Here is a 21,255-nt window from a genome sequence, read left to right on the forward strand (position 1 = left end):
TTAAGCCTCCTTTGGTTGTGACAGTAGCTGGAAGTAAGCGTCAGCGGTTTTATGTAGGTTGCCCTTTTTCAACACGAACTCTCGTGGGCTGTGACGTTTAGGCATCAGATACTGACGTAAAATGGCATGCTGAAGTGCGACACGACTGCCAGGAGGAATCAGATCTCCAGAGTCTGGGCAAACAATGGTTTTACAGCCTCCAACATCGGTCACAATTACAGGGACACCACACGCCTGAGCTTCCAATGGGGAAAGGGGTAAACCTTCATTAAGCGATGAAAGGCAGAAAATATCGATCGCGTGGTAGAAGGGAAGGGTGTCATCTAAGTGTCCTAGAAAAAACACACGATCATGGATGCCCAGATCATAGGCAACAGTTTTCAGGTGATTGAGCAGAGAACCATCGCCAGCTAAGACCAAGGATAAATTAGCATGGGTGTTGCTTAAGGATTTGAGCAATAACTCATGTCCTTTTACTGCTTCTAATCTTGCGGCGCAACCTAGCAAAGTTCCTTGTATCGGAAGGTTTAAACGCTTACGGCTTTTTAACTTTTCAATGGGTGTTGGTGGGTAGAAATGTGTGGTATCGACGCCATTTTGAATAATATCAGGGCGGCTATTTGGGAAGTGGTGTAACAGTTCATTAGCGACCGCTTCGCAATCTGCAACTAGCGTAAATTTTAGAAAGTGGATCAGATGGTTTTGCAAACGTTTATTTGCAGATGCATTGAGGTGCCATGCATCATGTTCTGTATGAACATGAGGAAGTTTTAATAATTTGGCCGCTATGCCACCGTAAAGCAGAGGACCGATATGGTGAGTATGAATAGCGGTAGCGTTGATCTCTTTTAATGCGCTTTTTAAACGCAAAAATAAGCGTGGACTAATGCCCTCTTTTTTGTGGAAAAATTGCAGTTGAGATCGGTATTGTTCCAGTCTTGGCCACTCTTTTACCGCTTCTTCATAACTGCCTTCTAAGCTAAAAATATAGACATCGGCTTTATTACTCAGTTGGTTTAACAGGTCTAAAGCCATGGTTTCTATTCCGCCAGGGCGGAGATGTTGGACGATTTGTACGATTACTGTATTCACGATGTACTCTCCTGCAATGCTATATCGTTTAAATCTTTCTCAAGCGGCGGAATTCGAACGAGCACAGGGACATTTAACATCTCTGTTAAGGTGTCTTTACGGCGAACGGTGGTATCGAGGACTTCTGCGATTACAGCGAGTCCAAAACCAAGTCCGATGCCCGCAACAACGCCGGCAATAACAAAAGCAATAAGGGGAAGGTTGATAGGTGCCAGAGGTTCAAAAGGTGGGTCGATCAGTTTTACGCGTTCACTCTCTTCATTTTTACCAAGTGAACGAGTAACCCTGGCCATCTCATGACGTTCAGCTAAGTCTTCATAGATTTTTTGGCGAACCTGAATGTCGCGCTCAAGTTCTTTTAAACGACGCTCGTGCTGGCCGTAGCCATTCACACGGTTTTGTAGGTTTTCAATCTCTGCAGTTAAGGAACTGACCTCTTTGCTTAAACGTTCAATATGGTCGTCGGCTTGCTGCAGGCGCTCTAGCTGGGAAATAAGCAGTGGGTGTTGATTGCCACCTTGCTCTGATTCATTGGTCGTTGCGGTAGTGGCGATCGCCCAAAGGCGTTCAAGTTTTACTTTATTGAGGTCGCCTTGGTTGAGAGCTTTCATGCTTTCCAAAATGCGACTGCGTTCTCTTTCTAGAGACTGTAACTGCGCAAGTACATGCTGCACTTGGCTATGTTCGTCAGTGTACCGAGCACGAAGCTGTGTTAACTCGGCCATCACGTTGATGATGGCTTCCTCAATCTTGCCGACCACTGGGTTCGTTTGTGATAGGCGCAACGCTAGGCTTGCTTGAGCTGCTTTAGCGCCTTCAAGCTCGATGCGGCGTTCAGCTATATAGGCTTTTAGATTGGATAAGCGCGCCACATTAGCACCATGCAATGCGGGTAGCTCGCTGGCGAACTCATTTTTATATTCGGCTAAGGCTTTTTCTGCTGTTTGCAGATCGGCTTTTCGGGTCTCTAATTCTTTTGCTAGGAAAGTTTCTGATTGAACAATTGATGAACGCTGCGGAGCAAGCACACGCTCGACAAAACGCATACTGACAACAGACAACGTCTCTTTCATATGTGTTTTGTCTTCGGCTTTGTAGGAGATCTTAATCAGGTTGTCGCCAACCAATTTTGCGGTAAGAGACTTAGATAGCTGACCGATGATGTAGGCTTTCTCTTTCTCATCCATCTCTTCGGTAATCATCTCTCGTTGCCAAGCGACGCCTGCAAGAATATGGCGGCTATGTAGAAGAGCGTTAAGCGCTTCCATTCGATGGCGAAGGTTCGTCGCGATCGATAGATCCTCTAGAAATGGGTTATGTTCAGACGCTTCTTGAAACAAGATGGTGGTGGTTGTTTCATATTTTTTAGGCGACAGAATACCGATCGCCAAACCAATAAATGGCATAAGCAAAATAGGCAGCGCGATTAAATAGCGACGCCTCCATCCCGCCCATAGGATGGACGCGATGTTTTTGACTAATGCGCTACGAATCATGGTTAGCTACCGTTAGGTTATTGGTTTTTTTGATCAGCACCTGATTTGGCGCTAATGAAGGGGATAAGCGCATATCGGTTTTCTTGGCGCGCTTTTCCAAAAAGTTACTCACAGTGTTACAACGGTTGATACCTACACCGACCGCTACAAACCGATCCGAACTTTCACTCGGTGAGCATTCGATACTGAGCTTGGAAGGCTGAGCATTGGCATATTCGTTGAGGTTATCTTTTTGATTCTCATCTAATGCCACAGTGTCATCTGCGAAGTGCAAAACAAGTTCACGAGGGACGTGGTTATCTGCGTAACCTTTCTCGCCGCGGGCACGGGAGAGAAGTTGATCTACGCTGATGCTTTCTTCTGCTACAGGTGCGTCTTCGGAGCCTAAAAAACCTATATCCATGGTTTTTAGTGCTGCAGTACATCCTGTCAGTGAAAAAAGGCTGCAAGTGAACAGGGTGGTTGCAATAAACTTAGAGCACATGGTCTATCTCCTGAGCAAAATTTTGTTATTGCTCAAGAAATTGCAGCTTTCAGGCCAACCTAAATGAAATTATCTGTAAGCCCCATGAATACTAGGGTTTCGTTGTTTGTGGAGAGGGCTATTTATACGGGGTGAACTAGGCTTTTTGAGGTTTTTCTCAAGCTGATTCTCAAAATGAGAATAAGCTTGAGAGATCTTTCAGAGGCGGTATCTTTTGCGAAATTAGCGCTTTCTAATCACTAAGCTACCGATGGAATAGCCTGCGCCAAAGGAACAGATAACGCCTAAATCACCTTTCTTTAGGTCGGATTGGTATAGGTTGAATGCGATAAGTGAGCCGGCAGAGGCTGTATTGGCATATTGATCTAAGATGATCGGCGCTTCCTCTTGCGATGCTTCTCGCCCTAATAGTTTTTTACTGATCAGTTGATTCATATTGATATTGGCCTGATGAAGCCACCAGCGGGTGACTTGCTGGTTTTCAATCCCCAAAGACGCGAGCTGGGTCGAGAGGTGTTCTACGGCCATAGGACAGACCTCTTTAAACACCTTTCTTCCATGTTGAATGAAGAACTTATCCTGCCCGAAGGGATCACTATCATTGGTGTAGGCAAGGTAACCAAAATTAGAGCGAATATTGTTGGAGAAAAGCGTCACGGATTTGGTACTTAGTACATCGTAACTTTCTTCTGAAGTGCAGCTATCGGCATTCTCCATTACGGTAGCGACAGAGATATCACCAAAAATGAAATGGCTGTCTCTATCGCGCCAGTTATTCTGAGGTGATGTTAATTCTGGATTGATGATCAAAACAGCTTTTGCAGTCCCAGCGGTTAACATCTCATAGCCTCGTTGCAAGGCAAATGTGGCAGAAGAGCATGCAACCAACATATCAAAGGCAAAGCCCTGGATCCCCAATGCTTGCTGAACCTCGATCGAAATAGCTGGGTAAGCTCTTTCGGTATAGGAGCAAGCAACAATCACAGCATCAATATCAGCCGCGTTTTTATTCGCTTTTGCGAGTGCTTTTTTCGCGGCTGCTATGGCCATTTCTGCTTGATGGGAAAGCTGATCATTATCCCGTGGCTCAATGTAAGGGCGCATTCTTTCTGGATCAAGCGCGCCTTCTTTGCGGTAGACAAATCTGCTTTTAATACCTGACGCCTTTTCGATAAATTCGGCATTAGATAAAGGCTTAGCTTCGTACTTACCAGCAGCGATCTCTTCGGCATTTTGCTGGTTATAGTTATCGGCGTATTGGTTATAGGCCTCTACTAATTCTTCGTTGCTGATACTGTATTCAGGGGTCCAAAGACCGAAACCGCTGATGACGACTGAGGAAGGGATCGAATTCATAAAATTGTCTCGGCAGGGCAGGTTATAGGGCTGTAATGGTTATAAAAGCCAACGTTAGATTGTCCCGTTAAACATAGCTTATGCCATTAACATAAGCGTTATTTTTTACTGGCAAATTCCTTCAGTTATTAAAGTTGAACTTCAAAATGGCCATTGCCTATGGGTCGCTTTTCACTATGAAAATAATTCCGAAGAGATTGCTGTCCCTTTCTCGCTGAAAATCCTATCAGGCACTATTGTTTGTGTGTATTAGGAAGGTTTGTGATCGTCCGTCGGATAGTTAAATATCAAAAAAATTTAACTCGCCGTTCTATGGAGCCTTTTCTAAAGGAGGGAAGGAGTATGATGCTTGCAAGATGGCATATAGATGCGAGGTTTGGACACAAACAAACAGTGATTGATTCATTGTCTCGGTGGTTTGAAGAGATTGGCAGTCAAATAGGATGGACCTCTGACAAAGTAAGAATTGTCACAGGGTCTGTAGGTGCCAAAGAGTCTGTTGTAATTTCTGAAGTGGTGATCTCGGGATTAACCGAACTCGATGAGTCTTGGCAAAAATTAGGGGATATAGAAGCTCACAAGACGTGGAGTAAGGAACTAGAGCCTTATATTGTCTCCGGTTCACAATATTGGGAAATTCTTAGAATCGTCTAATCTGACGATTCTCTTTTTCAGGGGAATTAGATGCGATGATCTATTCCCCTGAATAATGGTGATTTATTAAAGATCATTAAGCATCTCTTTTAAGTCCTCAGCACGTTGAGTCCAGCTTTCGCGGTTTACACGATTGCGGCGGATCTCTTTCATCAGTTCTCTGTGCTTTTCTGTGTTACCTATCTCTTCGATAGCCGCAGCAAAACCATCAGCCGCATTGCTTACTTTTACGAGATCTCGATAACCGTCTAGCGCAGGGAAATCAGTACTTACCACTGGAGAGCCTGCTGCAAGATATTCTCGTAATTTCAGCGGATTGCAGGCTTCGATTTGTTCATTACGAAGGAAGGGCAGCAAACCAACATCCCAATGCTGACTATAGTGAGGCAGCTCATGATGAGGTTTAGGGCCTAACCAAACAATATTGGGCTGTTTTAACAGTACACTGATATCGGTGTGTGCTGGGCCGATCAACACGAAGGTCCAGTGGGGTAGGCGCTTAGCGACTTCAATGTAAAGCTCTTGGTCAAACCAGCCTGCTAGCGCACCGTAAAATCCAGCGACAGGACCATCAGGAAGGTCGGATGCACGTTCTGCGGGTTGGCCGAACATCTCGCAATCGACCCCATGGGGTAATACCAAAGTTTTTCCTGCTGGGAACTTCTCGGCCAGCTTAGGGCTTGCGGCAATAATTAGCTGACATTTTTCAACTAACTCCTGTTCCATTTTGGCGACTGGTGCATGGTCCACACCATCTAAGGCAGAAAAGTCATCACCACAATAATAGATGGCCGCGCGTTCGCCCATTTTGCCTACAACATCTACTGCTGAGGGTAGTGAAGTCCACAAAATTGGAGCTTCGCTTTGATCCTTCAGATAAGGGCGAAGTTTGTTGGTGAGTAACTCTTTGTTCACTGTTCTCGCAAGAGAACTACCCGGAAATGGCAGTGCCATAGGATTTACCAAGCTAGGGTGTGCGCCAGATAACTTAGGCTTAGGAGCCTGCAGTAAAGCCTTGAGCTTATTCCAGATGCGGCTCATATCACGCAGATTCAGCCTAGGTCTTCTTAAGCCTAAGGAGTTTACCCATAGCACTTTATTATCGGCTAAAAGGTGCTTCATCAAATGCTGGGTGCTACTAGGGTGTCCACCCCAGTCCTCACCAAAAACTAATAGATCGATATTCATGTGATCTCTCCTTTACGCTACTTTGCATGGTTTAGGTTGAGATAGCGGTTTGATCACTTTTGCTGGTACGCCGGCTGCAATCACAAAAGGTGGTAAGTCTTGAGTCACCACACTTCCAGCAGCGACGATAGTCCCTTCACCAATCGTGACTCCTTTCATTACAGTGACTCCAGAACCGAGCCAAACATTTTTACGAAGGATGATGTCACCAATTTGATCTTCCGTATCCGGTAGCCCTTTGGCACGAGCTTCTGGATCCACAGGATGACCAGGGTAGCCCGCTAGAAAGCCTCGGCCTGCAATACGGACGTTATCTTCCAGAACAACTTTGGTACCGACAGCGATGGTGGTTTGCCATGCGATACCCACGTTGTTGCCGATAATTAATTGTGGTGTTTCTTTTCCACTCCAACGGCCGGAGAAAGTGGTCTGGCCGGAGATACGACAGCGATCACCCATGCTTATATTAAGGCTACCTTGGACAAGCGGCATGCCACCGTAGAGATACAATTGGCGACCAGCTTGGCTTAAGCGGGTCTTAAACATTGGTGTCCAATAAAAGACCCGTGCAAGCCCACTGATAAACCCAGTACATAATGTGTGCCCCATACGAATCGGTTTAAACACTAGATTTACCGCCGGGATTTCGAAATTGTGCAAGGTGTAATGACAGGCTTTTAAAGTACGGGCCAGTGGATGATTACCTGTTTTAACCCACTGTTTAAGCCCTTGTAGTTTGTTCATTCTACTGTCACCGATTTAGCTAAGTTACGAGGTTGATCTACGTCGGTACCTTTCGCCAACGCAGCGTGATAAGCGATGAGTTGTAACGCGATAGTGAACAGAATGGGGGTTACAATTGAGTTAGCATTAGGCAGTGTTACTGATTCAACTTCTAGATCTCGAAGAGAACGGATACTTTCGGAATCACCCAAGAATATGCAGCGTCCGCCACGGCTCATAACCTCTTCCATATTGGCTCTGGTTTTATCCAGCAGATCGTCATTAGGTGCGATGACAAATACTGGTGTACCTTCTTCAATCAGGGCGATAGGACCGTGTTTTAACTCGCCTGCACTAAAACCTTCAGCGTGTATGTAACTGATCTCTTTTAGTTTAAGCGCGCCTTCTAAAGCGATAGGGAAGTTAGAGCCGCGTCCGATAAAGTAGGCATCCTGACAATCTTGCATCGATGCACCGATAGACTCGAACAAGGATTCTTGTTGTAAAACCAGCTCAACCTGTGAGGGCATAGTGGAAAGCTCGAGGCTTAATTTTGAGGCTTCATTCAGATCAATCTCTTTTCGGCAAAAAGCAGCGCGGACGGCTAAGGTAGCTAACACCGTTAACTGGGCAGTAAATGCTTTAGTTGATGCAACGCCTACTTCAGGCCCAGCTTGAGTTTGTATACTGAAGTCAGTCTCTCGAGCGATAGTGCTTTCTGCAACATTGACAATACTTATAGTTTTTTGACCTTGTTTCTTGGCATAACGCAGTGCTGCCAAAGTATCTGCCGTTTCGCCAGATTGAGAGATAAATAGAGAGATACCTTGTTTGCTCAACAGAGGAGAGCGATAGCGAAACTCAGATGCGACTTCGACATCAACTGGCAATTTAGCAATCTTTTCAAACCAGTATTTAGTGACCATTGCTGCATAAAAGGAAGTGCCGCATGCAATGACATTGAGTCTATCGACTTGGTTAAAATCTATCTGGGCTTCGGGGAGTACTCTCTGAGTGTGATAGAACGTATTGCGTACACTATCTGCTTGCTGGTGGATCTCTTTATGCATGTAATGGCGATAGTTTTGCTTATCTTGAGAGTGGTCTTCTGCTTCGAATAACTGCATTTCTCGTTTAATAACACGGCCTGATGAGTCAACTAGACTGAACCCTTCACGGTCCAAACAAGCTTGATCTCCTTCTTCCAAATACAGAATATGAGTAGGCGAACCACTGAGTGCCATAGAGTCTGAGCCTAAACTCATACCTTGCTCACTTTTACCTAAGACCAGAGGGCTACCCCGGCGCGCAGCATAAACATGTTGCTCATCTTCTTTAAAAAGTACACCTAATGCGAAAGCGCCTTGAAGGTGAGAGAGCGCACGATTAAGCGCTTTTTCAGGTTCATACCCTTGCTGTAAAAACAGGCTGATTAGATGGGGAATAACTTCAGTATCAGTTTGGCTTTGAAAGACGAACCCTTCACTTTGCAGCCATTGTTTTAAGTCGATGTAATTTTCAATTATGCCATTATGAACCACCGCAACGTCACTGTTGGAATGGGGGTGTGCATTTAACTCATTGGGTTTGCCATGAGTGGCCCATCGAGTGTGGCCAATCCCTGCACAACTAGAGAGATGCATCTGATCAAGTTGGTTTTTGAGTTGCTGTAGTTTCCCTTCTCGTTTGACGGTAGTGATGCCATTAGGTGCAAGTATTGATATACCTGCAGAATCATATCCGCGATATTCGATGTTACTTAATCCTTGTAATAGCTCAGGGACAATGTCGTTATGATTAATCGAGCCTACTATTCCACACATGCCTAATCTCCTGCAGATTTAAAAGTCATATCTAGGTTTTGCAGGACTTGTGCCATTTGTTAAATGCATTTAAATCAAATGGTTATGTGTTATGCGGTAAAGCTTTGAATCTGTTTTTCGCAAAATGCGAATCATTTTGTTAATTGACGTTTTTGATATTGAGAAAGGGCGATGGCGACAGACAAAAGAATGTAGATAGGCCAAGTAAAACCCATAGTGAGGAAGGTGCCAGAAATACAAAACCCGGCCAGTCCTGCCTGCACCGACTGGGCACAGGCATAAAGAACAGGGGAGTATGGTTGGTTAGGTTTTGGGCGGAAATGCTGAACGGTTGTCAGGCTTATTTTGGCAATACTGCTAATAATCGCGATAAATAGGATAAAGCCGAGTATTCCGGTCTCGGCCATGACGCCAAACCAGGTGCTGTGAACTGCATGGTTTTTTCCATCCCAATGGGGGCTGTATTCGAAGTAGTTAGATATAAAATTATTTAGGCCGACACCGGTAATTGGGTGGTGAATTGCCATGCCCATTGCTGCCTGCCAAGCATAGATTCTACCCATGGCTGATTCATCAATACCTTCTTCGTGGGCACCACCTGAAGCACGATCACTCACCCCCGCAATTACAAATAAAATACTCAGTGCACAAATACCAGCACCAATCAGCAGCATTTTATTTTTGACTCTATACCAAGCAAATACAGCACCGACGGCACAAATGCCTAGCATACCGCCGCGGCTTTGAGTGGCGATAATGGCGCAAAATACCGTAAGAAAAGCACACAAGCTCAGCAGTTTAATCGCTTTTCCAAAGCCTGGAGTCATAAAGCAGGCTAAAGCAAAACTAGCTGGAAATAAAAGTACCAGGGATAGGTCATTCGGGTCACCTAGCATAGAGCCGATGCTACGGCCTATTGTGACACGTGTTCCTTCAACAAGCTCCAGTCCCATCTGCTTGTTATAAAGCGCCATCACGCCTACTGCGATGCCGCACAACATCATGCTGAGGATCAGAACTTTAAACTGAGCTTCCTGTCGTAGTAGCCAACTAATCGCTATCAGCATGAGTGCAATTTTTACATAGGTTCCGTTTAGTGAAGTAAGTGCGGCATCTCTGTTGGTTGCTAACACGGCACCGATGACGACCAAGCAGAAAAAACACATAAATAGAGATTGCTCTCGGCACCAGAAAACTTGAATGCGTTTTGTAATGAGGTTAATTGAAAGAGAACCCAGTGTTGCGATGGCGAGTAGTTGTGGAATTTTCAGTGGATAGAGCTGAGGAAAGACTTCGTGCAATCGAAAGAAAGAGAAAGCGATAAAAGCTAAGCAAAGCAAGAAGGGCAGGCGTAAACCAATCAAGACCATCAGTGGTAGTAGAGCAATGGCACTGACTGCAGGATGAGGTACGAGATACCAAGCCGCAGTCAGCAAACCTATGCAGGTGAGTGCTACTAAAATTTGTGAGCCATTGCCCTCTACTCGAAGATTCATCGCTATGACCTATCTAGTAGTTGAGTCGTCATACTCAGAACTTTTTTCGGGATAGGAATCAGCCCCACTACAGTAGCTGTAGCGATAAAGCCAAAAATGATGGCGCAGTTTTGCAGTAACACTGACCAGCTTAATGGTGCAGATGAAATCAGGCTTATACAAAGTACTCCTACAGTTCCTGTGAATAACAGGCGGCGCAATTGGTATGGCAGCTGTAATGACCGCTGGCTTACATAATAGGTTGCGATTAAGCGACTACTTAAGGCCAGACAAGTGGCTGCAATAGCACCCCAAGCATGGAAAATTGGAATCAAGGTTAAATAGGCGACAAGTGCGATAAAAGCTGCAGCACCATCAATCATCGCTGGGCGAACAGTGGTGTTTTCGCTCATCGCGCCAAAGGCGAGTGTTGATGTCATGTTATGCACAGCAGCTAAGGCGGCAAGCCAAGGGATAAAAACGATTGAGTCGTGATAGCTTGAAGGGGTTAAGAGTCGGACCATAGTAGGTCCTGCAGCAGCGATAAACAGTGCGGCAATAATGGCGATCATTACGCCTAAACTTCCGATTTTGGCACATCTGATTTTGCCGTCGGTTTCTTTAAGGCAACTAAAACGACGGGCATGCCACCATAGATCAAATGGTTGAATCAATACTGCAGTAATCAGGCCGAATTTAGCCGCAAGGGCATATTGTGCCATTTCGGCTGTACCTACAGCATCGGCTAAAATCCAACGGTCAAAGCTACCTAAAACAAAGCCAGATATACCTACGAAGATCAGTGGCCCACCGTAAATGGAATAGGTTTTAAAGCGTGAAAACTCAAAGCTAATTCCCGTATCTTTCAATTGTTTCCGGATCAGCCAGCTACAGAGCAAAATGGCAGAGGCTAACGTTGCGCAAAGCACCCCTGTCACACCGAAACCCATAAACAGTAGCGGTACAGCAATCGCTACCTGTAATGCCACACGCCCCGCCGTTCCTATTAGGTAAGACCAAGCCATACCTGACATACGCAGCCATGCGAGGGGTATTAAAATGGTACCAACCATGGATAAGCTGGCGAGAATGAGGCGCGTATCCAGTTCGGCAATATCCCCTGGAAGCAAGCGACTGATAGGGCCAGCAAATAGCTGCCCTAAAATGAGCGCTAACCCGCCAAGGCAGATCGCCATACCAAAAATATTGGCACTGGCTTTACGTTTTTCGATTTCATTGTCGGCACTGCCCGCAAACCTGAATAAGGTTTCAGCTAGTCCCATACCGATCACAATACTTAGTAGGTCAGCCAAGGTTTGCAGAACATCGAGGCGACCATAATCTTCAGGAGTTAAAAAATGAGTAGAGACTGGCACCATGATCAAAGCCAACCCTTTAGAGAGGGCAATGGCTGAAGCGTAGATCAGACTGTGCTGAACTGCGATGGGTAAATTAGCTATACGTTTTAACATGGTAAGCCTCCTTTCATTCAGATACTCAATAATGGAGCGAATTACAGGCCATATTTGAGAAAGTATTTAAATTCAGCTGGTTAGCAGCTATTTGGTTTTTTGTGGAACAGTTGATCGGTTTAAAAAGGAGAGGATTTCAATTTTGATTCGCAAAATGCGAAAACGGCCCGTAGGCCGTATTCGGTAGTTTTAAGGTATTCAGCTTATGCTGATTTAAATGGTTTACGTCTAAGTGTGAAAAAACAGAGTAGAGCCGTTAATAAACCCGCACTACCACTGCCCAGTGAAGGTGCAGGTGCCGCCTGCATACTGATAACGGTTTCAGTTGTCGGAACGTCTGCATACAAAGCGGTTACTGGGTCTGTTCTGATACTGAAAACGGCATCATTAAAGTCATTGTCGCCATAAGGCCTTACAAGATCCTCAAAGCCTAAAATGAGATCATCTTCAGCAGATAGACTGCTCATCATGGCAACATGGCGAGAATATTCATCTGCATTATCGATAGTTGCAAAGCTGTCATTCTCAGGGTTTAAGAAATCGATAGTGAACATGGCTAAAGGATCAGAGCTGGTATAGTCCCAGCCTTTTACTTGGCTGCCATCCCAGGCGTTTTGAAGGAGGAAGAAACCGACATTAGTACCTGCTTCAAAGACAGTGCCCCCTTCCATGTTAAAATTTGTACCATCGATATTAGTGATTTCTGCACCTCCAAGTGTGACAGTATCACCTGAAAGTAAACTACCTCCCCCTCCTTGTTCTGAAACATTGTTAAAGATCATTCCTGTTTCTATACCGGATAGATTTTGTAATTCAGATATACCGATATGACCAGAGCCATCCAAATCGATGTCTCCAAAGGTTAAGCCATCAAACGCATCATCGGTGAAGGTAAAATAACCTAGAGAATTTCGATATCCAGCTCCTTCATCTAGAAAGGTTATAGAGATATGCGCATCTTCTTGTAGAGTTAAATTAGGGTCATAGGATGTATCCAAAAATTCCTGATTAGCAACTGTACTCTCAGGCAGTGCAGTTTGAACTTCAGTTAACAGTCCTTCTTCAAGTTGTATGTTTACTAAGGAATCTGTTTCATCCTCAGCGGCCAGGGCATTCTGCGCGATAGAAATCATCACTCCTGTGAACACCATACTTCGTATTTGATGTTTCATATCTCCTCCCATACCTGCATGCATTAAAGGTATTACTGATAGAGCTAATTAAATTGCAGCAAGAGTTGTTCCATATGCTTTGAATTTGTAACTTATTGAATTTGCGTGTTTTGAAAGTTTTTGTGTCGTTGATCATTTTTTAAATGACTCTCAAATTGATAAATTTTCGCATTATGAAAGCGGCACTAAACATTGATGCGTGCTACCTTTTCTGCAATCTGACAACCACCAATTTCGATAAAAGCCAAAACCGCAGGTTGGGCAGTCGCTGTAGATTCGGTGGAATAAATAAACGTGGAGACGCCAGTTCTTATGCGGTCGATGGTGTAATCCAGTTGTGGGAATTCAGGGTAGATCTTTCCTCGGAAAATAACGCCAAAACGATTATCTTCTGCCTTAATCAGGCTTTTCAGAATATGGCTACCTTCGGCATTCCTAAACAGAGGAAGCAGAGCAATTGAACCTTCACATTGTTGATCCTGAAAACCGCTGACTTTATAGGGGCCTTGGTTTGCAGCTTCGATCGTGCCCAAGTATCGAAGCGAGGGAATATCTAGCGAAACAGCTCCGGCTTGTTCTTCCTGAGTACCGATATTAATGGTTTTTAATGTTTTTAAACCGAGTGACAAGCTGGTGGATAAAATTAGAACCAGTGGAAGTAGAATGGCCATTTTCATAGTTATCTCTCCTACGAACGCAGATTAATGTGACGATAAAGGTAAATAATTCGATGGCGGTAGCGCCAAATCCATCATGTAAAAAACTGTACCAGTCGTGATCGATCGTCATGGCGGATAGACGAAGCCCGTTAATGGTGAGCACTACTAGAGCTAAAATAACGGCGTGTTTAATATCTCTTCGCTCAAGTTCGCCATGTTTTAATAAACTCAGGGTCAACCACAGCAGCAACGCCAGAGACATATTGGTAAATGCTGAACAACCTGTAAGGACAAGTAAGCTAAAGCCGTTGGCTTGCACGATCGTATTTCCTGCAACCGCAGCTTCAATCTGAAATAGGGGTAAGAACAGACTGCTAAACCAGGCATCGAAGGTTAGGATTTGGTTAGCAAATAAGGTCAGACTGAGCTGGCAGCAAGGCTCCCTAATTGCCATTGCAAACAGGATCGTGGCTGCAATTCTGTGTTTCTCCTGCAATGGGTGGCGTAACCATAACCATGCAGATGTAGCGGCGACCAGCCAACTTAATAGGGCGTTAGGAATCAATAGTAATCCGCATAAAAGAATGCCCGCATAGATATAAATGGGCGTCGTTTTTACCTTGTTAAAACGTACCTCTAAGGTCAGTCTTAAACTGATAAAAAGTACAACCCAAACAACAAAACTATGTCCTAAGCCATTAAATACTGCAGCATTGAACGGCTCACTTAATAGCGTTCGAATCACTTCTGGTAGCAGTGCATTCAGCACCGCTAAGTAAGTTATTAATGGGAAGAACAGTGTTTCAGCTGACGCTTTGCTAGCTAAACTTCTCATAATGACCTCCTGTCGAACTTAAGGTTTAAGAAGCCTTTGTGGTGTGCAGCTTGTGCGTAGATCTCTAAAATTGAAGGGATAACAGTGCTATCGCTGTAGTACTTACAGATTCTGTGGTGAGCTGCGATCGACATGGCGGCTTTCTCTGTACCCGATTGGGTCCACCAGTTTGCAATCACTTTACCGAGCGCGTTTTCATCACCTGCCTGCACTAACCAACCGGATTTATGATCTTCGATCAGATCAGGAATCGCACCTAATCGATAACTAGCTACTGGGATACCTCGGCTCATTGCCTCGAGCGCTACTAGAGGCAGGCCCTCGCTTTTGCTCGAAATACAAAGCAGACCTATATCATTCCAATGTTGATCCATCTCGACCTGACCTAAGAAGTTGAGGTGGGGGTACTCGCGTTCTAAATCAGCTCTGAGTGGACCATCGCCATAGACATGGCAGGGGAGTTCCTTAGGTAATTTTTCTGTAATTCGAGCAAAAGCTTCGGGCCCTTTTTCGCCGGAGAGTCGGCCGACAAAAGCGACAGCCTTACCGCGTTCTGTTTGCAGTTTGGCGGGGGCTACAAAGTTAGCGATCTGTTGCGATGTGATAGGCAATCGAGAAGAGATTTCATCACTCACGCTAAGCACGCGGTCAGCTAAGATAGATGTGCTGTAGTCTAACCAGCTATAAAACCTTAATTTACCTTTACCCAGGTCCCCAGAATGAAAAGTGGAGATCACCGGTGTAGAGGTTAGCTTTCCGATGATTCGTCCAATAATCCCAGCTTTATAACCATGGGTGTTCAAAATACTGGGGGAGTGTGTGAGTAGCTTATACAGCTCTTGGTAGCTACTTAAACATCTGTAAGGGAGCCCCTCTTCAGTTAACTTATCTTTTAGAGGGTGCGCGCCAAAATCTCGCATAAAGATAACTTCGCTACGGTAACCGTTTTGGTTTAACCAGCGAGTGAGGTTAAGAATATGGCTCTCGATCCCGCCTTGATGGCGACTATCAACCAGTTGATAAATAAGCCAGTCATGAATAGACATAATCCCTTCCTCCTATATCGCTGAGATTGTTCATCCAGATATCAGCAAGGCCTAGGCCATTCAAAAGCTTCTCTAGTAAAAACAGCTGGTTAGCTCATTGAGCCAATCTGAGTGGGTAAGGGGGAGCTTAAAATCAGGTTAATTAACGCAATTTGCAGAAATGTTTCGCATTTTGAGAAACAAAATGAGGCTGTGTTTTTTGGTTGTTTTTTAACTTATTGAAATTTAAGGATAAATATTTTGGCTGGCTTCTTGCTGTAACCAATACATCAAGCAAATTGGTTTCAATAGTAAGGAGAAATACTATGAAATATCTGGTCACTGGAGGCTGTGGGTTTATTGGTTCACATTTGGTAGATGCCTTACTAGCACAAGGTCATCAAGTCAGAGTATTGGATAACTTATCAACAGGTGCAGTGGACTATTTACCCGATCAGGTAGAGCTTGTATTGGGTGATGTAGCCGACCTAGCCATTGTTAAAGGTGCGATGTCAGAGATGGATGGCTGCTTTCATTTAGCGGCAATAGCATCGGTAGAGCAATCCAATTCTGACTGGGTGGGCACGCATAAGGTTAATCAGCAGGGTAGTGTGAATGTTTTCGAAGCAGCACGACATAGCGGCAGCAAAGACGCAATCCCTGTGGTTTACGCATCATCAGCCGCTATTTATGGTGACAACGCTACTATTCCTTTAGATGAAACATCAGCTCCTCGGCCTATCAGTGCTTACGGCGCTGACAAGCTAGGCAGTGAACACCATGCCCGAGTTGCTTGGCTAAACCATAAGGTATCCACTGTGGGGATGCGTTTTTTCAATGTGTACGGTCCCCGTCAAAATCCCTCTTCACCTTATTCTGGGGTCATTTCCATCTTTATAGATCGTATTCTTAACAACCTTCCCATTACGATCTTTGGTGATGGTAAACAAACCCGCGACTTTATCTACGTAGCCGACGTGGTCAAACACCTGATTGCTGCCATGGAAAATACCAAAGGTGAAGCATCAGTGTTTAATGTCTGCACCGGACAATCCACCTCAATTTTGCAGCTAGCACGAACCTTATCGATGGTAGCTGGAGTAGAGGTGAACATAGAACATAAACCTGCCAGAACCGGTGATATCGCAACTTCATTAGGCGATCCAGGCCGCGCTTCAGCAAGACTAGGGTTACGTGCAGATGTTGGCTTAGGCACAGGTATGGCCTTTACCGTTGATGCGATGAAAGAGAACTCCTTAAAAGAAACCGGTTAAAACGGCAGAACAGACTTCTTCCAGCGAGCTTGGTAAGTCTTACTTTAAATACTGTGCAGAGATCAGATTTAAAGTGGGCTTACCTTTTTTAATTTGGGGAGTTTGGGAGGGCTGATTTTAGGAGCGATTCATCGAAAATTACTACTAACTTCCACAATTATCCGACAGGTATTGGATAGGATAAATTGGTAAAATAACGCTCAGTTTAAGCAAGCAAGATTATAGACAAGAGCCTGAGTGATTACTGATGAATACTCCCAGCTGTGAATACGGCGTAAACGACAACTCCTACAAAATGGCAGGTGAGATAGCTGGCCTAACTCAGTTGGTCGATGACTTTTATCAGTTTATGGATGAACTGCCAGAGGCGCAGACTATTCGTAAAATGCATCCAGACGATCTTACCGAATCACGAAAGAAACTTGCCTACTTCCTATCAGGCTGGTTAGGTGGCCCTAAGCTCTTTTCTCAAAACTACGGTTCTATTCGTATTCCCCATGCCCACAGCCATTTTCCTATCGGGCCCGAGGAGAGTGAAGCGTGGATTCTATGTATGCAAAAAGCGGTTGCGAAACAACCTTACGAAGAACCGTTTAAGGTTTATCTTATCGAGCAGTTACGTGTTCCCGCAGAAAGAATTACCCAAGCCTGCCGTAGATAAACTTCCTGCAGCAAAGCTTTCTTTAGAAGAATTTTTACCACTTTTTGAGCTTATTTAATGATCAAACTACTTCGCATCGTCAGCCTTCTCGAAGGCCTCTCTTACATCGCCATCTTAAGTGTCACACTAGGTTTTATCAGCCGAGATTATGTATCCACACTCGGTATGACCCACGGTATCCTGTTTATGATCTATGTGATTCAGGTGCTGAATATCTCACACAAAGAAAGTTGGACTTCAAAGCAACAGCTAGGTCTGATGCTAGCATCGGTCATCCCATTCGCCTTTATTCCAGCTGAGATCTACCTGCGAAAATTAGAGCAAAGCAAACAGGAAGAGAAGGAAACAACGGCGGTATAGCGAGGCGATACCACCGAATTTGGCAGAGGAAAGATAAAGCAACGATCACCCTGTAGTGCTCAGTTTTACTTGAGCACTACAGGGTGGAAGATTTGTAGGGTGCAATAGCGAAGCGTATTGCACCGTCAAGGTCCCAGATTTGTGTAATACGCTCCACTATTACACCCTACTTACTGGACCTCAAAGCAACAGCTAGGTCTGATGCTAGCATCGGTCTTACCATTCGCCTTTATCCCAGCTGAAATCTACCTCCGGAAATTGGAGCAGAGTAAACAGCAAGAAAAGGAAACAACGGCGGTATAGCGAGGCGCTACCACCGAATTTGGTAGAAGAAAGATAAAGCAATGACCACCAAGTAGTGCCAGTTTTACCTGAGCACTACAGGGTAGAAGATCTGTAGGGTGCAATAGCGAAGCGTATTGCACCGTGAGAGTTCCAGATTTGTGTAATACGCTCCGCTATTACACCCTATTTACTCGTATTAGTTTGGTTCAAAAAGGGTAGAAATTGACAGGATAGTCAATTCCTCCCATAATGGGAGGTGTGTGAAAGGGAGTTTCACTCAATGCGAATAATTTCTAAGAAAACGCTTAGGGAGTTTTGGGAATCGGACCCTAAGTATCAGGATGCTAAAGGTCAGTTGGAAGCGTGGCACGAAGAAGTGCTTAAAGCCGACTGGAGCACGCCACAGGAAGTCAAAGCACAGTTCAGAAATGCGAGTATTCTGAAAAATAGCCGAGTTGTTTTTAATATCAAAGGCAATGACTATCGGCTGATTGTATCGATAAATTACCCATATCGAATTGTGTTTATAAAGTTCGTTGGCACCCATAAACAGTACGATGAGGTCGATGCGGAGGAAGTATAATGAATATCAAGCCAATCAAAACTGAAGCTGATTATGAAGCTACTCTAACGCGTATCGCCGATCTGATGGATGCGGAACTCAATACCCCTGAAGGTGATGAGCTTGATGTATTAACTACGCTAGTTGAGCATTACGAAACTAAGCACCATTCAATCTCCGCGCCTAATCCTATCGAAGCTATTCGTTTCCGTATGGAACAGTACGGCTTACAAGATAAAGACCTTATTCCTTACTTAGGCAGATCAGGGCGAGTGTCGGAAGTGTTGAATTACAAACGCAAACTAACCCTGCCAATGATCAGAAAGCTACATAAAGGCCTGAACATCTCAACCGAGAGCTTGGTTCAGGACTACGAACTCAAGCAGGCTTAGGTTGTATAAAGTGAATACATAAGGAAGGGGCGCAATTGCGCCCCTTCCTTATATTTGTCTGAAATAAATAGAATTAAAGGGCTTTGGCCTCTTTAATCTGGGCTATCCCTCAAGGCTACAAGCGTTCAAAGATAGAACCTTTCGTTGGTGTGTATATTTTTTCATATAGCCGGGTTGCATAATCATCTGTCATTCCTGATATGTAGTCACAAATGACACGTTTTCCAGCTGATTCTGTTTGCTCTGCCTCAATAGCTGCTTTCCATCGTTTTTTGGTAGTCTCAGGTAAAAAACGTTCAGGGTCTTTAGATATCGCTTGGAATAATTCGACGATAACCTTTTGCCCCTTAAATTCTAATTGTTGGACGTTTACATCGTTAATGACTTTAATCTTTACTAGAGAAAAGATTTTATCTCTTAATTGTTCAGCTTCATCAGAGAGCTTAACATTTAAGGTTAATAAAAAGTGCTCACATCCGTTTCCTACGTCATATATTTCAGTGTTTGTTATCATATAGTTAACTAATGCACCAATAGATCTTTTTCGTCTGGAGCTCTCTCCAAATAAACCCTGTACCAATTGTTCATACGAAAAGTTATCTTCCTCGTGGATTTGTTTTACTTTGCTGATGAAATCATCGAAAAGGTGAGTATGTTCTTGGAAATGAGCATCCCAGTCTTGCTTGCTAATCATTCCAAGTGAGAGAGCATCTTCTAGATCGTGAAGACTGTAAGAAATGTTGTCTGCTAAATTCATAATGCTACAGTCAAGAGATTTATATAGGCTCTTTGCATGTGACTTTGTCTGTTCGATTTCGGTAAAAATCTTTACATCTTTATCTTCAAAGCCGTCAAATATGAAATCGACAATGTCTTGATCTGTTTTGTGGTAGCACTTAGGAGGCTTATTAAACTCTGCTTTAAAAAGCCAATATGGTTCTTGGGGGCAAATTTCGTTTTGTTCGTAGAATTGTGTGTTGACGCATTTTTCGTAAGACGCTGGATATTTGAGAACGCCAAGGAGCATTCGGCGAGTGGGGTTTATTCCATAGCCGACAGTGTACTTATCTAGTTTCCCAAGAATCCTTAATGTTTGACCGTTACCTTCAAAGCCTCCATATTCTCGCATGCAGTAGTTTAAGGCAACTTCACCACCGTGCCCAAAAGGTGGGTGACCAATATCGTGTGCTAGGCAAATAGCAGAGATTAATGAGGCGCAAGGCAAATATTGCTGATATTTAGAGTTCGAATCTGCTGATAGAAATTGGACTATACCGCGTCCAATTTGTGCCACTTCCATAGAATGAGTTAGGCGAGTTCGATAAAAGTCGCTTTCTCCTAGGCCTAATACTTGCGTTTTTGACTGCAGTCTGCGGAATGCTGGTGAATGAATTACTCTTGCTTCATCTCGATCGTATTCTGTGCGTACATCTTTTTCATGTTTATTATGTTGTTCCCTTCGTTTTTGTAAGATTGTCATTTGATTGGTTATACCTGACATGTTATCCCTCTCTGTCTTTACATAATTATTCAGCAGCTATGATAAATAATTAGTATGGTTATTAACCTGATTTCTATCTAAAAATCAGCAGTAAGTTTCGTGATGTTCAATATCAAAGGGTTTTCACTTAATTTGAGCTTCTCTAGATTTAGCCACAACGCTTTTCCTCTAGCCACCTAGTGGCGTCCTCTAGCGTAGCGTCCTAGGTATTTACATACCCCAAAGGCATTGCCGTACTATCCACCACCTTACGCATAATAAAGGCTGACTTAACCCCCGTTACGCCTTTAATCCGAGTGATCTTGCCGAGCAATATATCGTGGTAACAGTCCATATCTGCCACAGCCACTTTTAACTGGTAGTCAGCGTCATGGCCGGTGATCAGGTAGCACTCCATTACTTCCGGTAGGGATTGAATAGTGCGTTCAAACTCTTCAAACCGTTCGGGGATATGTTTGTCCATGCTGATATGCAGGATGGCGATAAGGTTTAGATCGATTGCGCGTTCATTTAGACGGACCACACGATCACGAATAACGCCGGATTCTTCCAGCTGTTTTACCCGGCGAGAGCAAGGGGCGGCGGTAAGGCCAACGCGCTCGGCTAGCTCCTGATTAGAAAGGTCGCCGTTTTCCTGTAATTCTCGCAATATTTTTAAGTCGAAGCGGTCTAAATTGACAGTAGATTTCATGGTTTTTCGTTTGTTCGCAATTAATTGTGTGTATTAAGTTTATTTTCTTTTGTTTTGTTGCGCAAATAGCGAAAT

Annotated in this window: 21 protein-coding genes; 6 read left to right on the top strand and 15 right to left on the bottom strand. The window is 44.2% G+C overall.

The features are described 5' to 3' along the window. The 4 genes from ACMXYU_RS04270 to ACMXYU_RS04285 form a co-directional block, all read right to left on the bottom strand. A complete protein-coding gene (locus ACMXYU_RS04270) occupies positions 1–1,092 on the bottom strand; it encodes a glycosyltransferase (protein ID WP_415900360.1) in 1,092 nt (363 codons plus the stop codon). Beyond that, positions 1,089–2,588, bottom strand: coding sequence for a GumC family protein (locus tag ACMXYU_RS04275; protein ID WP_415900361.1), 1,500 nt, complete (start codon positions 2,586–2,588; stop codon positions 1,089–1,091). Before ACMXYU_RS04275 ends, ACMXYU_RS04270 begins: the two co-directional genes overlap by 4 nt. After that, complete coding sequence (locus tag ACMXYU_RS04280; RefSeq protein ID WP_415900362.1) at positions 2,578–3,072, bottom strand: hypothetical protein; 495 nt, start codon at positions 3,070–3,072, stop codon at positions 2,578–2,580. Before ACMXYU_RS04280 ends, ACMXYU_RS04275 begins: the two co-directional genes overlap by 11 nt. 222 nt (positions 3,073–3,294) lie before the next feature. Next, on the bottom strand, positions 3,295–4,428 hold the full coding sequence (locus ACMXYU_RS04285; protein WP_415900363.1) for a beta-ketoacyl-ACP synthase III: 1,134 nt from the start codon (positions 4,426–4,428) through the stop codon (positions 3,295–3,297). A gap of 342 nt (positions 4,429–4,770) precedes the next feature. Here ACMXYU_RS04285 and ACMXYU_RS04290 point away from each other — a divergent pair, with 342 nt between their 5' ends. Further along, a complete protein-coding gene (locus ACMXYU_RS04290) occupies positions 4,771–5,082 on the top strand; it encodes a hypothetical protein (protein ID WP_415893695.1) in 312 nt (103 codons plus the stop codon). A 66-nt stretch (positions 5,083–5,148) separates the two neighbouring features. Here ACMXYU_RS04290 and ACMXYU_RS04295 read toward each other — a convergent pair whose 3' ends face one another. From ACMXYU_RS04295 to ACMXYU_RS04335, 9 genes are all read right to left on the bottom strand, one after another. Beyond that, positions 5,149–6,270: a glycosyltransferase gene (locus ACMXYU_RS04295; protein WP_415900364.1), complete on the bottom strand. Its 1,122-nt coding sequence runs from the start codon at positions 6,268–6,270 to the stop codon at positions 5,149–5,151. 12 nt (positions 6,271–6,282) lie between these two features. After that, a complete protein-coding gene (locus ACMXYU_RS04300; RefSeq protein WP_415900365.1) occupies positions 6,283–7,014 on the bottom strand; it encodes an acyltransferase in 732 nt (243 codons plus the stop codon). Beyond that, positions 7,011–8,816, bottom strand: coding sequence for a glutamine--fructose-6-phosphate transaminase (isomerizing) (gene glmS / locus ACMXYU_RS04305; RefSeq protein ID WP_415900366.1), 1,806 nt, complete (start codon positions 8,814–8,816; stop codon positions 7,011–7,013). Before glmS ends, ACMXYU_RS04300 begins: the two co-directional genes overlap by 4 nt. A gap of 131 nt (positions 8,817–8,947) precedes the next feature. Then, on the bottom strand, positions 8,948–10,312 hold the full coding sequence (locus ACMXYU_RS04310; protein ID WP_415900367.1) for an O-antigen ligase family protein: 1,365 nt from the start codon (positions 10,310–10,312) through the stop codon (positions 8,948–8,950). A 2-nt stretch (positions 10,313–10,314) separates the two neighbouring features. Further along, complete coding sequence (locus tag ACMXYU_RS04315) at positions 10,315–11,763, bottom strand: lipopolysaccharide biosynthesis protein (RefSeq protein ID WP_415900368.1); 1,449 nt, start codon at positions 11,761–11,763, stop codon at positions 10,315–10,317. Positions 11,764–11,966: 203 nt separating this feature from the next. Next, positions 11,967–12,935, bottom strand: coding sequence for a DUF4114 domain-containing protein (locus ACMXYU_RS04320; RefSeq protein WP_415900369.1), 969 nt, complete (start codon positions 12,933–12,935; stop codon positions 11,967–11,969). Between the two features lie 185 nt (positions 12,936–13,120). Beyond that, complete coding sequence (locus tag ACMXYU_RS04325) at positions 13,121–13,612, bottom strand: hypothetical protein (protein WP_415900370.1); 492 nt, start codon at positions 13,610–13,612, stop codon at positions 13,121–13,123. Beyond that, positions 13,530–14,429: a hypothetical protein gene (locus ACMXYU_RS04330; protein WP_415900371.1), complete on the bottom strand. Its 900-nt coding sequence runs from the start codon at positions 14,427–14,429 to the stop codon at positions 13,530–13,532. Before ACMXYU_RS04330 ends, ACMXYU_RS04325 begins: the two co-directional genes overlap by 83 nt. Next, positions 14,426–15,475 carry a glycosyltransferase family 4 protein gene (locus ACMXYU_RS04335; RefSeq protein ID WP_415900372.1) on the bottom strand — a complete coding sequence of 350 codons (1,050 nt, stop codon included), beginning with the start codon at positions 15,473–15,475 and terminating at the stop codon, positions 14,426–14,428. Before ACMXYU_RS04335 ends, ACMXYU_RS04330 begins: the two co-directional genes overlap by 4 nt. Positions 15,476–15,780: 305 nt before the next feature. Between ACMXYU_RS04335 and ACMXYU_RS04340 the strand changes: the two genes are divergently transcribed. The 5 genes from ACMXYU_RS04340 (at position 15,781) to ACMXYU_RS04360 (ending at position 18,988) form a co-directional block, all read left to right on the top strand. Further along, positions 15,781–16,728 carry an NAD-dependent epimerase/dehydratase family protein gene (locus ACMXYU_RS04340; RefSeq protein ID WP_415900373.1) on the top strand — a complete coding sequence of 316 codons (948 nt, stop codon included), beginning with the start codon at positions 15,781–15,783 and terminating at the stop codon, positions 16,726–16,728. Between the two features lie 247 nt (positions 16,729–16,975). Then, positions 16,976–17,389, top strand: a complete 414-nt coding sequence (locus ACMXYU_RS04345) for a group II truncated hemoglobin (RefSeq protein ID WP_415900374.1) — start codon at positions 16,976–16,978, stop codon at positions 17,387–17,389. 57 nt (positions 17,390–17,446) lie between these two features. Continuing rightward, positions 17,447–17,749: a DUF3817 domain-containing protein gene (locus ACMXYU_RS04350; RefSeq protein ID WP_415900375.1), complete on the top strand. Its 303-nt coding sequence runs from the start codon at positions 17,447–17,449 to the stop codon at positions 17,747–17,749. A gap of 565 nt (positions 17,750–18,314) precedes the next feature. Next, entirely contained in the window at positions 18,315–18,617 is a 303-nt protein-coding gene (locus ACMXYU_RS04355) for a type II toxin-antitoxin system HigB family toxin (RefSeq protein ID WP_415900376.1), read from the top strand. Next, positions 18,617–18,988: a helix-turn-helix domain-containing protein gene (locus ACMXYU_RS04360; RefSeq protein WP_415900377.1), complete on the top strand. Its 372-nt coding sequence runs from the start codon at positions 18,617–18,619 to the stop codon at positions 18,986–18,988. Before ACMXYU_RS04355 ends, ACMXYU_RS04360 begins: the two co-directional genes overlap by 1 nt. Before the next feature lie 115 nt (positions 18,989–19,103). Here ACMXYU_RS04360 and ACMXYU_RS04365 read toward each other — a convergent pair whose 3' ends face one another. Both ACMXYU_RS04365 and ACMXYU_RS04370 read right to left on the bottom strand, forming a co-directional pair. Next, complete coding sequence (locus ACMXYU_RS04365) at positions 19,104–20,489, bottom strand: anti-phage deoxyguanosine triphosphatase (protein WP_415900379.1); 1,386 nt, start codon at positions 20,487–20,489, stop codon at positions 19,104–19,106. Positions 20,490–20,691: 202 nt separating this feature from the next. Beyond that, complete coding sequence (locus ACMXYU_RS04370) at positions 20,692–21,180, bottom strand: Lrp/AsnC family transcriptional regulator (protein WP_415887299.1); 489 nt, start codon at positions 21,178–21,180, stop codon at positions 20,692–20,694. Between the last annotated feature and the right edge of the window lie 75 nt (positions 21,181–21,255).

The organism is Neptuniibacter sp. QD48_11 (genome assembly GCF_047778095.1).
GTDB lineage: Bacteria > Pseudomonadota > Gammaproteobacteria > Pseudomonadales > Balneatricaceae > Neptuniibacter.

Excerpts from the sequence above, each read along its gene's own strand:
- ACMXYU_RS04350 (WP_415900375.1), top strand. The coding sequence starts at position 17,447 with ATGATCAAACTACTTCGCATCGTCAGCCTTCTCGAAGGCCTCTCTTAC.
- ACMXYU_RS04320 (WP_415900369.1), bottom strand. The coding sequence starts at position 12,935 with ATGAAACATCAAATACGAAGTATGGTGTTCACAGGAGTGATGATTTCT.
- ACMXYU_RS04365 (WP_415900379.1), bottom strand. The coding sequence starts at position 20,489 with ATGTCAGGTATAACCAATCAAATGACAATCTTACAAAAACGAAGGGAA.
- ACMXYU_RS04295 (WP_415900364.1), bottom strand. The coding sequence starts at position 6,270 with ATGAATATCGATCTATTAGTTTTTGGTGAGGACTGGGGTGGACACCCT.
- ACMXYU_RS04280 (WP_415900362.1), bottom strand. The coding sequence starts at position 3,072 with ATGTGCTCTAAGTTTATTGCAACCACCCTGTTCACTTGCAGCCTTTTT.
- ACMXYU_RS04310 (WP_415900367.1), bottom strand. The coding sequence starts at position 10,312 with ATGAATCTTCGAGTAGAGGGCAATGGCTCACAAATTTTAGTAGCACTC.
- ACMXYU_RS04275 (WP_415900361.1), bottom strand. The coding sequence starts at position 2,588 with ATGATTCGTAGCGCATTAGTCAAAAACATCGCGTCCATCCTATGGGCG.
- ACMXYU_RS04335 (WP_415900372.1), bottom strand. The coding sequence starts at position 15,475 with ATGTCTATTCATGACTGGCTTATTTATCAACTGGTTGATAGTCGCCAT.
- ACMXYU_RS04340 (WP_415900373.1), top strand. The coding sequence starts at position 15,781 with ATGAAATATCTGGTCACTGGAGGCTGTGGGTTTATTGGTTCACATTTG.
- ACMXYU_RS04325 (WP_415900370.1), bottom strand. The coding sequence starts at position 13,612 with ATGAAAATGGCCATTCTACTTCCACTGGTTCTAATTTTATCCACCAGC.
- ACMXYU_RS04345 (WP_415900374.1), top strand. The coding sequence starts at position 16,976 with ATGAATACTCCCAGCTGTGAATACGGCGTAAACGACAACTCCTACAAA.
- glmS (WP_415900366.1), bottom strand. The coding sequence starts at position 8,816 with ATGTGTGGAATAGTAGGCTCGATTAATCATAACGACATTGTCCCTGAG.
- ACMXYU_RS04285 (WP_415900363.1), bottom strand. The coding sequence starts at position 4,428 with ATGAATTCGATCCCTTCCTCAGTCGTCATCAGCGGTTTCGGTCTTTGG.
- ACMXYU_RS04330 (WP_415900371.1), bottom strand. The coding sequence starts at position 14,429 with ATGAGAAGTTTAGCTAGCAAAGCGTCAGCTGAAACACTGTTCTTCCCA.
- ACMXYU_RS04355 (WP_415900376.1), top strand. The coding sequence starts at position 18,315 with ATGCGAATAATTTCTAAGAAAACGCTTAGGGAGTTTTGGGAATCGGAC.
- ACMXYU_RS04290 (WP_415893695.1), top strand. The coding sequence starts at position 4,771 with ATGATGCTTGCAAGATGGCATATAGATGCGAGGTTTGGACACAAACAA.
- ACMXYU_RS04370 (WP_415887299.1), bottom strand. The coding sequence starts at position 21,180 with ATGAAATCTACTGTCAATTTAGACCGCTTCGACTTAAAAATATTGCGA.
- ACMXYU_RS04360 (WP_415900377.1), top strand. The coding sequence starts at position 18,617 with ATGAATATCAAGCCAATCAAAACTGAAGCTGATTATGAAGCTACTCTA.
- ACMXYU_RS04300 (WP_415900365.1), bottom strand. The coding sequence starts at position 7,014 with ATGAACAAACTACAAGGGCTTAAACAGTGGGTTAAAACAGGTAATCAT.
- ACMXYU_RS04315 (WP_415900368.1), bottom strand. The coding sequence starts at position 11,763 with ATGTTAAAACGTATAGCTAATTTACCCATCGCAGTTCAGCACAGTCTG.